This is a genomic window from Pararhizobium sp. O133, from assembly GCF_051669845.1.
GTDB lineage: Bacteria > Pseudomonadota > Alphaproteobacteria > Rhizobiales > Rhizobiaceae > Pararhizobium.
This window is the reverse complement of sequence record NZ_CP196427.1, coordinates 409,014-423,025: the sequence shown is the minus strand read 5'-3', so window position 1 is coordinate 423,025 and position 14,012 is coordinate 409,014. Positions and strand designations below refer to the sequence as shown.

Below are 14,012 nucleotides of genomic sequence, written 5' to 3'. Positions count from 1 at the left end.
CCCATTCCAAATCGACGTCATGAAAAGGCGCGGGGATCGTCATGGACAATCGCAACCGCAGACTGGATATTGCCCTTGGGCTCGGCATCGCCGCGTTGCTCATTCTTCCCTGGTACAGGATCGAGGGCGGGTTTCTCGGTTTCGGCTGGCTTGCCGGCTTTCCGGGTGAGGCCGCCGTTGCCCCCGGCATTCTCCAGATCTTCGGGTTTGGCCGTTTGTGGCTTGCGATTGCCGCGATACTTCTTGGCGTCGCCGTCGCCGCGCGGTTTGTCAGCGACCCGATGCGGCGGGGAACGCTGCTCGCCTGGGCAGGCGCCGCGGGTATCCTGTTCCTGACCCTGCAGGGTCTCGCCATCGGCTTTTCCGGCTGGACCTGGACGATCAGCGAGACCCTGTTCGGCGCGCTTGCCGACGGCCAGCCGTCGATGGGTGCAGGGGCGATCCTGCTGTCGCTTGTGTTCGTTCTCCTTTTTTCCTTCGGGCTTGCCGAGCGCGGGGTGATGAAAGGCGATGCCTTCGTCGTCGCCTCGATCGCCGTCCTGGTCTTTCTCGTCGCCATCTTCGTGTTCTATCCGGTCGGCTCGATGCTGATCGGCGCCTTTCAGGATTTCGACGGCTCGTTCAATCCGGACGGTTTTACCCGCAACATCCAGGACAACTCGATCTGGAGCCTCGGATGCGTGATTGGCGGCGAACGGTGCGGCGTCGCCTGGCGCACGCTGTGGCTGGCGCTGATGACGGCCGGCGGATCGACCATCATGGGGCTCGCCTTCGCGCTGGTCGCTACGCGCACCCGCTTCCCGTTCAAGAAAGGCCTGCGGCTCTTGACCGTATTGCCGATCATCACGCCGCCCTTCGTCATCGGCTTGGCCCTTACGCTTCTCTTCGGCCGCGCTGGCGTCATTACCGAAGGGCTTTCCAGCCTGTTCGGCATCGAACCCGGCCGCTGGCTCTATGGCCTGACCGGTATCTGGATCGCGCAGGTCCTGTCTTTCACGCCGATCTCCTTCCTCGTCCTCATCGGCGTCGTCGAAGGCGTCAGCCCGTCGATGGAAGAGGCGTCGCAGACCCTGCGCGCCGATCGCTGGCGTACCTTCTGGCGCGTATCGCTGCCGTTGATGAAGCCGGGCATCGCCAACGCCTTCCTGATCGGCTTCATCGAAAGCATGGCCGATTTCGGCAATCCGCTGGTGCTCGGCGGCAGCCACGGCGTCCTGTCGACGGAAATCTTCTTTGCCGTCGTCGGCTCGCAGAACGATCCGTCGCGTGCAGCCGTGCTCGCCATTATCCTGCTCTGCTTCACGCTGACCGCCTTCCTTGCTCAACGATACTGGCTCGCGGGCAAGAATTTTGCCACCGTTACCGGCAAGGGCGACAGCGGCGCACATATCGCGCTGCCGAAGCCGCTATCCATCGGCGTGCATGCCCTGGTCGTTCCGTGGATGCTGTTCACGATCGTGATCTACGGCATGATCCTGTTCGGCGGCTTCGTGAAGACCTGGGGCCTCGACAATTCGCTGACACTGGACCACTACGAACGGGCCTTCTCGGTCGAGTTCCGCGATGGCGTCATCGCCTGGACCGGCGTTGCCTGGAATTCGTTCTGGACGACGATGGAGATCGCGCTGATTTCCGCGCCGCTGACAGCTGCCGTGGGCTTGCTCACCGCCTACCTGATCGTTCGCCAGAAGTTCGCCGGCCGCAATGTCTTCGAATTCGCGCTGATGATGAGCTTTGCGATCCCCGGCACGGTCATCGGCATCAGTTACATCATGGCCTTCAACCTGCCGCCCTTGGAAATGACCGGCACGGCGCTGATCCTGATTGCCTGCTTCGTCTTCCGCAACATGCCGGTCGGTGTGCGCGGCGGGGTGGCGGCGATGAGCCAGCTCGACAAGAGCCTGGACGAGGCCTCGCTGACGCTGCGCGCCACCTCGTTCCGGACGATCCGCAAGGTCATCCTGCCGCTGCTGCGCCCGGCGATCACGGCGGCGCTGGTCTATTCGTTCGTGCGCGCCATCACCTCGATCAGCGCCGTCATCTTCCTCGTCAGCGCCGAATACAACATGGCGACCTCCTACATTGTCGGTCTCGTCGAGAACGGCGAATACGGTGTGGCGATCGCTTATTCCTCCATGTTGATCGTCGTGATGGTCGCCATCATCACGGGCTTCCAGTTTCTTGTCGGCGAGCGCAGGCTGCGGCGCGAAAACCGCGTCGCCGGCGTGACTGCCGCCCCATCAATTCCTCTCGCCCAGGAGAAAACCGCATGATCAACACACGCGCCGGCTCCGTCGTCTTTCAGAACATCAGGAAGCAGTTCGGCAGTTTTACTGCCATCCACGATCTGTCGCTGACCATCGAGCCCGGCCAACTAGTCACGCTGCTCGGCCCTTCCGGCTGCGGCAAGACGACGACCCTGCGCATGCTGGCCGGCCTCGAACATCCGACAGGCGGCAAGATCCTGATCGGCGGCAAGGACGTCACCATGCTGCCGGCCAACGAGCGCGATGTCTCGATGGTGTTCCAGTCCTACGCGCTGTTTCCGCACATGACCTCGCTCGACAATGTCGCCTATGGGCTGGAATCGTCGGGGCTCAAGAAGAAGGAAGCGCGCGAACGGGCGGAGGAAGGGCTGAAGCTCGTCGGTCTTGCTGGCATGGGCCAAAGACTGCCGGCCGAGCTTTCCGGCGGCCAGCAGCAACGCGTCGCCGTGGCCCGCGCGCTCGTGCTCGAACCGCAAGTGCTGCTGCTCGACGAACCGCTGTCCAATCTCGATGCGCGCCTGCGCCGTCAAGTGCGCACCGAAATCCGCGAGTTGCAGCAGCGGCTCGGCTTTACCGCCGTCTACGTCACCCATGACCAGGACGAGGCGCTCGCCGTTTCCGACCGCATCGTCATCATGAAGGATGGCGCCATCGCCCAGGAAGGATCGCCGCGAGACCTCTATGAGGCACCCGCCTCCGCCTTCATTGCCGACTTCATGGGCGAGGCCAATGTCGTGCCCTGCGATGTCATCGGCATCGAGGGCGCGGACGCCATCATCCGCGTCGGCGCGCTCGAGCACCGCGTCCCGAGCCGCAATGCGAGGCCGGGCCAGGCGGCGCTCGCGGTCCGGCCGAACTCAATCACACTGGAACCGGCTGAGAACGCGGCCTTTCCGGGCAAGATTACCCATGCCGCCTATCTTGGCGACCATGTGGAATACGAGGTAGAGACCAGCACGGGCCGGTTGTTCGTCGTCGATCCCGCTGTCGAGCGCGCACTGGCGCCGGCAACGCCCGTCGCCGTCGGCTTCAAGGGACGCGGCATCGCCATCATCAATGGCTGAAGCCCTAAAGGATCAGAGAAGGACCACATCCATGACATCGCAGATTACCGGGCAGATTTCCGGGCTCGACGCGCGTTTCGCGCTGGCGCAGGCCATCGCCAGGGAAGCGGGCGCCGTTGCGCTCGATTATTTCAACAAGCGTGAAACACTGGTGATCGAAACCAAGCGCGACCCGCAGGACGTCGTCTCCATCGCCGACCGCGAGGTCGAGACGCTGATCCGCGCCCGCGTTGCCGAAGCCGATCCGAGTGACGGATTTCTCGGCGAGGAATACGGCCTGATCGAGGGAACCTCAGGCTATACCTGGGTGGTCGATCCCATCGACGGCACCAGCCCCTTCGTCAACGGCATGCCGAACTGGTGCGTCTCCATCGCCGTGCTTCACAATAGCGAGCCGGTGATCGGCGTGATCCACGCGCCGTGCCATGACGAACTCTATTCCTCCGCTTCCGGAAGGGGAGCGACGCTGAACGGCAAGGTCCTGAGCCTCGACCCCTCGCGCACAATCCGCAACGCCGTCACCGGCATCGGCGCCAACAACTATGTGACGCCGGCTTTCGTGGCGCGCATGGTCGAGAACCTGTTGGAGGCCGGCGGCAATTTCATCCGCAACGGTTCCGGCGCTCTCATGCTCGCCTATGTCGCCGCCGGTCGCCTCGTCGGTTACTACGAACCCTACATGCATGCCTGGGACTGCCTTGCCGGCTATTGCCTCGTGAAGGAAGCCGGCGGCTGGTACCACCCCTTCCCCGTCGATGGCGACCGCCTGACCAAGGGCGCGCCCGTGCTGGCCGCCGCGCCCGGCGCCCGTGACGACCTGGCGAAGATCGCCGGGCTGTAAGGCCCGGTCAGAACAAGACCACCACGACCAAGACGGCGATCCCCGTCGCCGACATGGCGCATTAAGAGCGGCTGACGCACAAGCTGTTCCTTGACCGTGACAATGTCCGGAAATTTCAAGACCTCATCGTCATGGACAATGTCATATCGACCCTGTCGGTGCCGCTCTGAGGCTGCGGGAGTCAACCGCCATTCATCAGATTGAGGATCAACTGGTGAACGTTACCACCATTGCTGAGTTCGACGCTGTCGAAATCCCGGCTCTTCTGCCTTTGTTCCCGCGAGAGGGCGCCGAGCCGCGTCGTCAGTTCGGTCCTGATCTTGCGGCAACCGGGATCGTCGGGCACGTGCAGGCCGACCGACATGACCTCGATCGCCTCGACCATGTCCTTGATGTGATCGCCATGCACGCGCTCATGGGCCTGGACGCCGGCGATGAAGGTCTGCCACTTGGCAGCGGTGGAGGAAGGCAGCTTGCCCGTCGGCTTCGGGAGCGTATAGGTGATGATCAGCTTGGGCTTGTTCGTAACGATCGTGCAACCGCCGCCCTGCGGTTCGTACTTGCGCGTCCAGGTCAGCTTGAAACTGGTGTGCGCGATGGCACGAACAAGTCCGGTCCCCGGCCCGCGTTCACCTATCGAGGTATAGAGTTCGGCACCGGTTTTCCCCTGAATGGAATAGGTCTGCACTTTCTCGACAGCCTGCCACTCGGCATGGGCTGAAAACGGGAGAATCAGGAGGCTGCAGAGCAGGATGGACACTCGGGCGGCAGTTTTCACGCAAACCTCAATCGACAATGTGGGCTTCATCGGTTGAAGGCGGTCTATCACGGTTTCGACGGCGTGCGATATCCCTGATGGAGAAGGCGGCGATACCGTAAGCCCCTTGCAGCCGCCACGCCGGTCTGTCAGGAACTGTTGATCTGTCTGGGAGAATTGAGTGAGCGTCGTTCACGACGCCCTGGCCGACCTCGCAAATCATACTCTGGTCCTGTCTTAATCTTGGATATTACACTTCCTTCGTTGTCGCCTTTGCCATTCCGCATATCACTGGCGCGACCCTGATCTTCGCCTGACTTCTACCGAAATACCGTCTGCCTCCGGCAGCTAAAATGAAACGCGCAGTTACCGTAGAAACAGGATCACGTCTCGCCGTGTGAGCAGATGCGGTCACGACGGGTTGCAATCCGTCACAGAACCGCGGCGGCCTGACCTCCAAGGTTCACACAGCACCTCTTGCGTCGGTTCGCGATGCGGTCGGCACGGGAAGGCTGTTTTCCGAAACACAGGCTATGGGTGAGCAAATTGGCTACAAAATACGGAACACAGGCATCGGAGACGCTGACTGGCACTCTCGATCAGGATTACATTTACGGCTTGGGCGGCAATGACAAGATTTACGGACTTTTCGCCCGCGATTCGCTGTCGGGTGACGAAGGCAACGACACGCTGAGCGGCAGCTTCCAGGACGATACCCTCTCGGGCGGTCTCGGCGCCGATACGCTCTCCGGCGGCCAGGGCGATGACGTTCTCACGGGCGGCGCAGGCGCCGATACCATGCGTGGGGGATCGGGTGATGACACCTTCACCGAGACGGCGCTGGGCAACTGGAAGGGCGACGTCATCGATGGCGGTCTTGGGATCGACACGGTCGAACTGGACCTGCTATCCAACAAGGCTGGCCTCACCTTCACGGTGCAGGACCCGACCAAGACGGTCAATCTATTTGGCTTCACCGTCACAGATATCGAGCAATATACGATCTCGGCGACGAATTTTGCCGACGTCCTGACCGGCGGTCGATGGAGCGACACGTTCAATGGCCACGCCGGCGCCGACAAGCTTTACGGCAACGGCGGCGATGACTTTCTGGACGGCGGCGACGGCAAGGATACATTGTCCGGCGGCCAGGGCGACGACCATCTGCGCGGCGGCGAAGGCGATGACCGGCTCTCCGGCAGCTATGGCGACGACGACCTCCAGGGCGGCACCGGCAACGACAATATCACCGGCGGCAGCGGCGATGACGCGCTTTACGGCGACGACGGCAATGATCTGCTGGATGCACGCACCGGCGACGACTATTTGTGGGCTGGCGACGGTAACGATACTCTGCTCGGCGGCGCGGGCGAGGACTATATCATCACCGGCAGCGGCACCAACAAGGTGGATGCCGGCACGGATGACGACCAGATTCTGATCTCGCTCGGCGACGGCAAGGATACGGTCGATGGGGGCAGCGGCAACGACCTGATCGAAATCCGCAATATCACCGGCAGCTTCACCGCCAAGGCCTCGAACGTCGTCAATACGCTTTCCGACGGCTCCACCATCGTCAATATAGAGAACTACGATCTCTACGGCACCAATGCCAAGAACACGATCGTTACACTCGGCGGCGAGGATCACATCGTCACCTATGACGGCGACGACACGGTGAAGGCCGGTGCCGGCGACGACTACATCGACGGCGGCTCGGGCAACGACAAGCTCTACGGCGAAGCGGGCAACGACACGATCTTTGCCGGTGCGGGCAAGGATTCGATCTATGGCGGCTCGGGTACCGACACTGTCTATATCGATATGTACAGCTACCAGACGGTCAACTACACATTCGATGTCGTCAACGGCAAGGGAACGCTGTCGAACGGTTCCTTCGCCACGGATACGGAAATATTCAACATCTTCACCTCCACCTATGGCGATGACATTCTCAAGGCAGGCAATGCCCAGAGTGTCTGGTTCAAGTCCTATGACGGCAATGATCAACTCTATGGCGGCAATGGCGACGACCTGCTCGACAGCGGTCTCGGCAACGACAAGGTTGTCGGCGGCAAGGGTGACGACCTGATCTACGACCTCGGCGGCAACAACACCATCTCCGCCGGCGACGGCGACGACAGCGTCCATCTGTCGATCTTCGAGGCGCATACGGGTGGCGATACGACGACGCTCGACTTGGGCGCCGGCAACGATACCGTGGAGCTCAATTCCGGCCTTGGATACACCTATGGCAAGCTGGTCGCGGAGGGCGGCAGCGGCACCGACCTTGCCGAAATTGACCGCAATGAAACGACGAAGGCGCTGACCTTCACGCTGAGCGCCAATGCCACCCTCGTCAACGGCGATGTCACGCTGAAGAATTTCGAGCGCATCGACATCACCGGCGGCAGCGGCGCCGACAAGTTCACCGGCGGCAATCTTTCGGATACGCTGGATGGCAACGATGGCAACGACACGCTGACCGGTCTCGGCGGCGACGATTGGATTTACGGTGGCAAGGGTCGCGATACGCTGAAGGGTGGCGACGGCGCGGATGAGATCTGGGGCGCCGGAAGCAGCGGCGATACGGATGCCGACACGATCGATGCCGGCGCCGGCAACGACTTCGTCCATATCAACAGCGGCGACACGGCGATTGGCGGCAGCGGTACGGACCGGGTCTATGTCGATGTTTCGGCGCTGGCGACGGGCGTGAAGTTCACCTTCTCCACCGGCACGGTCAACGTCAATTCGACCACCACCTTCTCCGGGATGGAATCGCTCGATTTCGTCGGCACCAAGGGCAACGATACGGTCACCGGCAGCACCGGCGATGATGTCCTGCGCGGCAATGCAGGCAATGACACGCTGAACGGTGGCGCCGGGAATGACTTCCTCTATGACGATGCCGGCAGCGATACGTTGAACGGTGGTGCGGGCGACGACTGGTTCACCCGCAACGACTTCAAAGGAAAGGACGTTTTCGATGGCGGCGCCGGCATCGATACGTTGGACTTCAACTATTACGGCTATGACAGTTCGGTGAAGCTCGACCTGCTCGACAACACCCAGAACGATGGCCTCGCGCTTGGCCTGACCGCCAAGAATTTCGAGCGTATCTGGGGCACCAGCCAGGATGACGATATCCGCGGTTCGAATGCCAGCGAATGGATCTGGGGCGGCAGCAAGGATGACGTGTTGCAGGGGCGTGGCGGCGACGATACGCTGAACGGTGGCTCGGGTGGTGACCTGTTGACCGGTGGTACTGGCAAGGACACGTTCCAGTTCAACTACCTGACCGATGGCGGCGACCAGATCACCGACTTCAAGCGTGGCGAAGACAAGATCGGTCTCGACGATATCGGCTTCGGTCTCACCAAGGGGACGGCGATCAAGCTTGTCCTTGCCGACGAGGCAAATTTCACAACGACCGGCCCGACCTTCCTGTTCGAGAAAGACGCGCACCGCCTCTGGTTCGATGCCGATGGCAAGGGCGGCGACAAGGAAGCCGTGCTGATCGCCACCTTCGACAATCTGTCGACGCTCGGCACCAGCGATTTCATCCTGGTCTGATCCTCAATGAACGGGCGGCGGCCCCTGCCGATTAGCAGGGGCCGCCGCGCATTTCGATATGGTTTTCAACTTGCCAGCGTCAGGCCGCCAAGCCGGCTGATATCGTTCTCGATCTCGCTGATCAGCGTATCCAGCGCCGGATTTCGCGACCGGCGGGCGCGGCGGACGACATAGGCAAGGGCGGGCGGGGACGGCAGCCGCGTATTGACGATCTGCATGCCGCCGCGCAAGTGGCGGTCGCTCAGCAGCGCCACGCCCATGGCCGCATTGGTGGCCGCGACAATGCCGGCAGCGCTCGAACACTCAAAGACGGTTTCGAGAATCACGTCCCCGTCCTGGCCAATATCGAGCGCCCATTGTCGGTAGAAGCATTCATCGTCGAACGACAGGAACGGGATCGCGCCGCTCTGGGGCAGCGGCAGGTCCGGATGTTTTACCCAGTGAAGGTTTTCCCGAAACAGCACAGTGTCGGTTGGGCGGACTTCATGCGCGAAAACCTGGATGATCGCGGCATTGAGTTCGCCGCGGTCCAGCATGGCGCGCAGGACGAGGCTCATCCGCACCCGAGTGCGGACCGAGACGTTCGGGTGCAAGCGCTTGAACCGGCCGAGGATGCGGGCGAGATCGCTGCATGCTGTGTCCTCCGTCAGCCCGAGGTCGAGACGGCCGGCGAGCGGTGTCTTCGACAGGCTGAGAAGCGCCTCGTCATGCAGGCCGAGGATCCGGCCGGCATAATCGAGCAGGTCCTCGCCCGCCGAGGTGAACATCGGCGCGCCGGCGCGGCGGCCGAGCAGTTCGCAATCCAGATTCTCCTCCAGTCTGCGGATCTTGTGGCTGACGGCGGATTGGGAGAGACCGAGCGCGGTGGCGGCGCGCGTCACCCCGCCGTGTTGGCGGATGGCGCAGAGCGTGCGCAGGGCATCGATTTCCAGCCGCCGGTTTTTCAGGTCTTCCATGATCGATCCGTTCCTTTCCGTTCACGATGCCTAATATCACGGAATATGTGGACGCATGACAGATTTTCTCCACATGTCATGTTGCCATCGAAATTTGTCATGTGCGTCCAGCTGGCAATACCGATATCCGACGATCAGCATTCTCGATCCCAGGCCGCTCCCATGACCGTCCAGTCCCTTGTCCCTGCCCTCCCCCGCAACCGGTTTCTTTGGCCGCTTTTGGCGACCCTGCTGATCATCGGCTGGAGTTCCGGCTTCGTCGGGATTCGCTATGCGAGCCAGGAGGCGAGTGTCGTGCTGGTGTTGTTCTGGCGCACGCTGCTTTCGGGACTGATCCTGTTGCCGTTCGCGCTGGCCATCGGGCCCAGGATCAGCCTGCGGATGGTCGGCGACCAGATGCTGTTCGGGGTCATGGCGGTCTTTCTCTATCTCGGCGGTTTTGCGCTGGCGATCGAACAGCGGGTACCGACCGGACTGGTCGCGCTGATCTCGGACCTCTTGCCACTGGCGATCGCCGGCCTGTCGCAGCCGATGCTCGGCGAGCGCCTGACGCGACGGCAATGGCTGGGAACGGCGATTGCCGTCGCCGGTGTCCTGCTCGTCTCCTTCGATAGTCTGAGCTTCGGTGCCGCTCCGCTCTGGGCCTACGGACTGACCGTTGGATCGATGCTCATCTTCGCGGTCGCGTCCGTTCTCCACAAGAGGCGGCGGGTGCGGCATATGCCGGTTCACCAGAGCCTCTGTATCCAGACACTTACGGGCTCGGCTCTGTTCGGCCTCTGCGCGCTGTGGCAGGGCAATATCACGCCGCCGATGACAGGGGCTTTTGCCATCGGCATGGTCTGGCTGGTGCTGTTCGCGACCTTCCTCGCCTATGCCGTCTATTATACCAGCCTGCGGCTGTTTCCGGTCGCCAAGGTCAGCGCGGCGATCTATCTGAGCCCACCGGTGACGATGATCTGGGCCTGGGCGCTGTTTTCCGAACCGCTGACGGCGGCGATGCTTTTCGGTCTGGCGGTCACTCTTGTCGGTGTGTGGATGACCTCGCGCGGTTGAAAGCCGGGATCAGTGCCGCAGAGGCGTTGAACCTGTGACCCGGGAATGTCAGGTTGGATCGGCGCCGCTTCTGGCGGCTGACATAACGGGGAACGAAAGCAGGCACATGGAAAGCACGGAGTCCAAATCCCGCCATCTCGAAATGACGGTGCTGATGACGCCGGACATGGCGAATTTCAGCGGCAAGGTTCACGGTGGCGCACTGCTCAACCTGCTTGATCGCGTCGCCTTCTCCTGCGCGTCGCGCTATTCCAAGCAATATGCGGTGACGCTGTCCGTCGATCAGGTCGTGTTCAAGGAGCCGATCAATGTCGGCGAACTGGTCACCTTCCGGGCGTCCATCAACCATACCGGCCGGACCTCGATGGAGGTCGGCATCCGGGTAGAGGCGGAAAATATCCGGTCTGGAACGAAGCGCCACACCAATTCCTGCTATTTCACCATGGTCGCTGTCGATGATACCGGCCGCCCGGTCGCCGTTCCCCAACTCGAATGTCTGGATCTCATCGAAGTTCGCCGAAACGAAGCCGCCGAACTGCGGCGCGCATTACGGCGGGAATTTGCCCGGCGCATGGAACATGTCAGTACCACCGGAAAAGATCCGGCCGCGCCGAACGAATAGGTTTACCCCAGCCCATCCAGAGCACTTGGAAACTGTGTAGGAAGACGGGACAACCGCGAAGGTAAGAGATGGAAATTTTGTAAGTGCAAACGTTTGCCTCTGGGCGAAAGCAATAGGCCAAACGCAAATCGGGGCTTTACTGCATAATTCCTTAAACCGGCATCAGTTCAAGGATGAAATTATGCGACGGGTATGAATTACTACAACGCCGTGTGCCACATATGACGCGTAGCGCTGTAAGTCACCGAAATAATTGATGAAATTGGCTGAAATTACTCGTCGTCGCCCACCGGCAGTTCCGCGGTTTCGCGCCCGCCGGACAGGATCGCGCGTTTGCCGACATGGTTGGCGGCTCCGACCAGCCCTTCCCGCTCCATCCGCTCGACCAGCGAGGCGGCTTTGTTGTAGCCGATCGACAGACGGCGCTGGATATAGGAGGTCGAGCACTTCTTGTCGCGCAGCACGACTTTGACGGCCTTGTCGTAGAGGTCGTTGCCATCTTCCTCGGCCATCGCGCCCTTGTCGAACACGGCGCTGTCTTCCTCGACCGCTTCTTCGGCCTCTTCCGCATCTTCGGTGACGGTGCCGAGATATTCCGGCCGGCCTTGCGTCTTCAGGTGGGCGACGACCTTCTCGACTTCCTCATCCGAGACGAAGGGACCATGGACGCGAGCGATGCGGCCGCCGCCGACCATGTGCAGCATGTCCCCCTGCCCCAGCAGGTGCTCGGCACCCTGTTCGCCCAGGATCGTGCGGCTATCGATTTTCGAGGTGACCTGGAAGGAGATGCGGGTCGGGAAGTTGGCCTTGATGGTGCCGGTGATGACATCGACAGACGGACGCTGCGTCGCCATGATCAGATGGATGCCGGCGGCGCGGGCCATCTGGGCCAGCCGCTGGATGGCGCCTTCGATCTCCTTGCCGGCGACCATCATCAGGTCGGCCATCTCGTCGACGATGATGACGATATAGGGCATCGGCGCGAGGTCCATTTCCTCCTGCTCGTAGACGGGCTCGCCTGTCGAGCGGTCGAACCCGGTCTGGACGCTGCAGAGGATCGTCTCACCCTTGTCGCGTGCCATTGCCGCGCGGGCATTGTAACCATCGATATTGCGCACACCGAGACGCGACATCTTGCGGTACCGGTCTTCCATCTCGCGCACGGCCCATTTCAGCGCCATGACCGCCTTCTTCGGATCGGTCACGACGGGCGTCAGCAGGTGCGGAATACCGTCATAAACGGAGAGCTCCAGCATCTTTGGATCGACCATGATCAACCTGCACTCTTCCGGCTTCAGCCGATAAAGCAGCGACAGGATCATCGTGTTGATGGCGACCGATTTGCCGGAACCGGTCGTGCCGGCGACCAGCAGATGCGGCATCTTCGCAAGCTCGGCGACGACGGGCTCGCCGCCGATGGTCTTGCCGAGGCACAGCGCCAGCTTGAAACGGGTCTCGCCGTAGTTTTCCGATTCGATCAGTTCGCGGAAATAGACGGTTTCGCGCACCGGGTTCGGCAGTTCGATACCGATGACGTTGCGGCCGGGAACGACCGCGACACGGGCCGACAGCGCCGACATCGACCGGGCGATATCGTCGGAAAGGCCGATGACGCGGGAAGATTTGACGCCCGGTGCCGGCTCGAACTCATAGAGCGTTACGACCGGGCCGGGGCGGACATCGATGATCTCGCCGCGAATACCAAAATCCTCCAGCACGCTTTCAAGAAGCCCGGCGCTCTGTTCCAGCGCCTCCTGGGTGATGACGGCGGTTTCCTGGACGCATGGCTCCTGTAGCAAGTCGACGGGCGGGAAGACATATGCGCCTTCTCCTGCCATGACAGGCACGTGGACAGGGGTCGCGGGAGCTTCGATCCGGGGAGCCGGGATCGGTACCGGGGCAACTGCTACCACAGGCGTCGGTGTCGGCACGACGGGGGCAACGGGCAGTTTCGGCTGAATGGCGGGCCTGACGGGTGCTACTACGCCCGCGAACGGCTTGATGTCCCGTGCGGGGCGGATTGGCACTCTCAATGCTGGTGTCGGCGGCGCGATCTTCGGCGTCGGCAAGGCTGATGCGCCCGCGGGCCGGATTCCGATTTCGCGATAGAGCGCGGTCACCGAATTGGCCGCGATCCGGACTTCAGGCGCCTTCCAGTTGGAAATCGGAGCGAGAAGCTCCATGTCGGCATCCATGTCCATCGCATCCCAGAAGACGTGATCGGAGACATGGAATGAGAAGGTCGGCTGCGATTCGGCAATCGTTGTGGCGGCGAGAGCGACAGGCACTTCAATGACGGCCTGCTCTACCGGGAAGCATGCGAGATCGACGTCCGCGGTCACTGGTGGTTCATAACCCGGAACGGTCTTTTCCATGCGGGCTGCCGCGGCGGCGCTCATTTCACGCATTAGCCTCAGTGACAGAGCCTGAATGCCATAGGCGGGCATCGCATCGTCGACGGCAGGGACTTCTGCAACTGGTACTGTGTCGATAACTTCAGGCTGCTCGACCGCAGCAACAACCGGAGCCTCAAGCTCTTCCTTGTGATCCACTGCTGGGCGCTTGGAATAGACGCTTTCCGGTGTTCGGGTGAAGCGGACGTTCGGACCCAGCACGAAGGCGCTCTGCCAGACCGGCGCATCATCCCTGCCCTCGATTTCACTGGCAGCCATCGCATCCGTATCGGTGGCGACATGAGATGAAATATCGAGAGGGTTCGCGTTCGGTGCGCCATAGATGCGACGCTGCAGTTCTGCCTTCATCTGCTGGTTTTCCGGATCTGCGGGCTGTTCTCCCGTGTTATCGAAGCTGTTCGAAAAGTTCGTTCGGGAAAGACGCATAGTCACCTGCTCACTCAAAATTCACGGGCAATG

At 61.7% G+C, this 14,012-nt stretch carries 9 protein-coding genes; 6 read left to right on the top strand and 3 right to left on the bottom strand.

The window, feature by feature from the left end; all coding sequences use genetic code 11:
• Positions 1-41 precede the first annotated feature (41 nt).
• The 3 genes from ACST81_RS24375 to ACST81_RS24365 are packed head-to-tail and all read left to right on the top strand — an operon-like array spanning position 42 to position 4,172.
• The gene (locus tag ACST81_RS24375; RefSeq protein WP_438754026.1) at positions 42-2,273 is read left to right on the top strand and encodes an ABC transporter permease; all 2,232 of its coding nucleotides are present in this window, start codon (positions 42-44) and stop codon (positions 2,271-2,273) included.
• Positions 2,270-3,331 (top strand): ABC transporter ATP-binding protein, encoded by a 1,062-nt coding sequence (locus ACST81_RS24370; RefSeq protein ID WP_438754024.1) that lies wholly within the window; start codon positions 2,270-2,272, stop codon positions 3,329-3,331. Before ACST81_RS24375 ends, ACST81_RS24370 begins: the two co-directional genes overlap by 4 nt.
• Before the next feature lie 31 nt (positions 3,332-3,362).
• Positions 3,363-4,172 carry an inositol monophosphatase family protein gene (locus tag ACST81_RS24365; protein ID WP_438754022.1) on the top strand — a complete coding sequence of 270 codons (810 nt, stop codon included), beginning with the start codon at positions 3,363-3,365 and terminating at the stop codon, positions 4,170-4,172.
• 181 nt (positions 4,173-4,353) lie between these two features.
• On the opposite strand, the gene ACST81_RS24360 is transcribed toward ACST81_RS24365, so the two are convergent.
• Complete coding sequence (locus ACST81_RS24360) at positions 4,354-4,980, bottom strand: DUF922 domain-containing Zn-dependent protease (protein ID WP_438754021.1); 627 nt, start codon at positions 4,978-4,980, stop codon at positions 4,354-4,356.
• Between the two features lie 495 nt (positions 4,981-5,475).
• On the opposite strand from ACST81_RS24360, the gene ACST81_RS24355 reads away from it, so the two are divergent.
• On the top strand, positions 5,476-8,505 hold the full coding sequence (locus ACST81_RS24355) for a calcium-binding protein (protein ID WP_438754020.1): 3,030 nt from the start codon (positions 5,476-5,478) through the stop codon (positions 8,503-8,505).
• 65 nt (positions 8,506-8,570) lie between these two features.
• On the opposite strand, the gene ACST81_RS24350 is transcribed toward ACST81_RS24355, so the two are convergent.
• Positions 8,571-9,461, bottom strand: a complete 891-nt coding sequence (locus ACST81_RS24350; RefSeq protein ID WP_438754018.1) for a LysR family transcriptional regulator — start codon at positions 9,459-9,461, stop codon at positions 8,571-8,573.
• 162 nt (positions 9,462-9,623) lie between these two features.
• On the opposite strand from ACST81_RS24350, the gene ACST81_RS24345 reads away from it, so the two are divergent.
• Both ACST81_RS24345 and ACST81_RS24340 read left to right on the top strand, forming a co-directional pair.
• Positions 9,624-10,517 carry a DMT family transporter gene (locus tag ACST81_RS24345; RefSeq protein ID WP_438754017.1) on the top strand — a complete coding sequence of 298 codons (894 nt, stop codon included), beginning with the start codon at positions 9,624-9,626 and terminating at the stop codon, positions 10,515-10,517.
• A 106-nt stretch (positions 10,518-10,623) separates the two neighbouring features.
• Entirely contained in the window at positions 10,624-11,139 is a 516-nt protein-coding gene (locus ACST81_RS24340; RefSeq protein ID WP_438754015.1) for an acyl-CoA thioesterase, read from the top strand.
• Positions 11,140-11,411: 272 nt separating this feature from the next.
• On the opposite strand, the gene ACST81_RS24335 is transcribed toward ACST81_RS24340, so the two are convergent.
• Positions 11,412-13,901 carry a DNA translocase FtsK gene (locus ACST81_RS24335; protein WP_438754014.1) on the bottom strand — a complete coding sequence of 830 codons (2,490 nt, stop codon included), beginning with the start codon at positions 13,899-13,901 and terminating at the stop codon, positions 11,412-11,414.
• Positions 13,902-14,012 lie beyond the last annotated feature (111 nt).

What these genes read in the sequence shown, in the direction of transcription:
- ACST81_RS24375 (WP_438754026.1), top strand. Translation starts at nt 42, where the DNA reads ATGGACAATCGCAACCGCAGACTGGATATTGCCCTTGGGCTCGGCATC.
- ACST81_RS24370 (WP_438754024.1), top strand. Translation starts at nt 2,270, where the DNA reads ATGATCAACACACGCGCCGGCTCCGTCGTCTTTCAGAACATCAGGAAG.
- ACST81_RS24365 (WP_438754022.1), top strand. Translation starts at nt 3,363, where the DNA reads ATGACATCGCAGATTACCGGGCAGATTTCCGGGCTCGACGCGCGTTTC.
- ACST81_RS24360 (WP_438754021.1), bottom strand. Translation starts at nt 4,980, where the DNA reads ATGAAGCCCACATTGTCGATTGAGGTTTGCGTGAAAACTGCCGCCCGA.
- ACST81_RS24350 (WP_438754018.1), bottom strand. Translation starts at nt 9,461, where the DNA reads ATGGAAGACCTGAAAAACCGGCGGCTGGAAATCGATGCCCTGCGCACG.
- ACST81_RS24345 (WP_438754017.1), top strand. Translation starts at nt 9,624, where the DNA reads ATGACCGTCCAGTCCCTTGTCCCTGCCCTCCCCCGCAACCGGTTTCTT.
- ACST81_RS24340 (WP_438754015.1), top strand. Translation starts at nt 10,624, where the DNA reads ATGGAAAGCACGGAGTCCAAATCCCGCCATCTCGAAATGACGGTGCTG.
- ACST81_RS24335 (WP_438754014.1), bottom strand. Translation starts at nt 13,901, where the DNA reads ATGAAGGCAGAACTGCAGCGTCGCATCTATGGCGCACCGAACGCGAAC.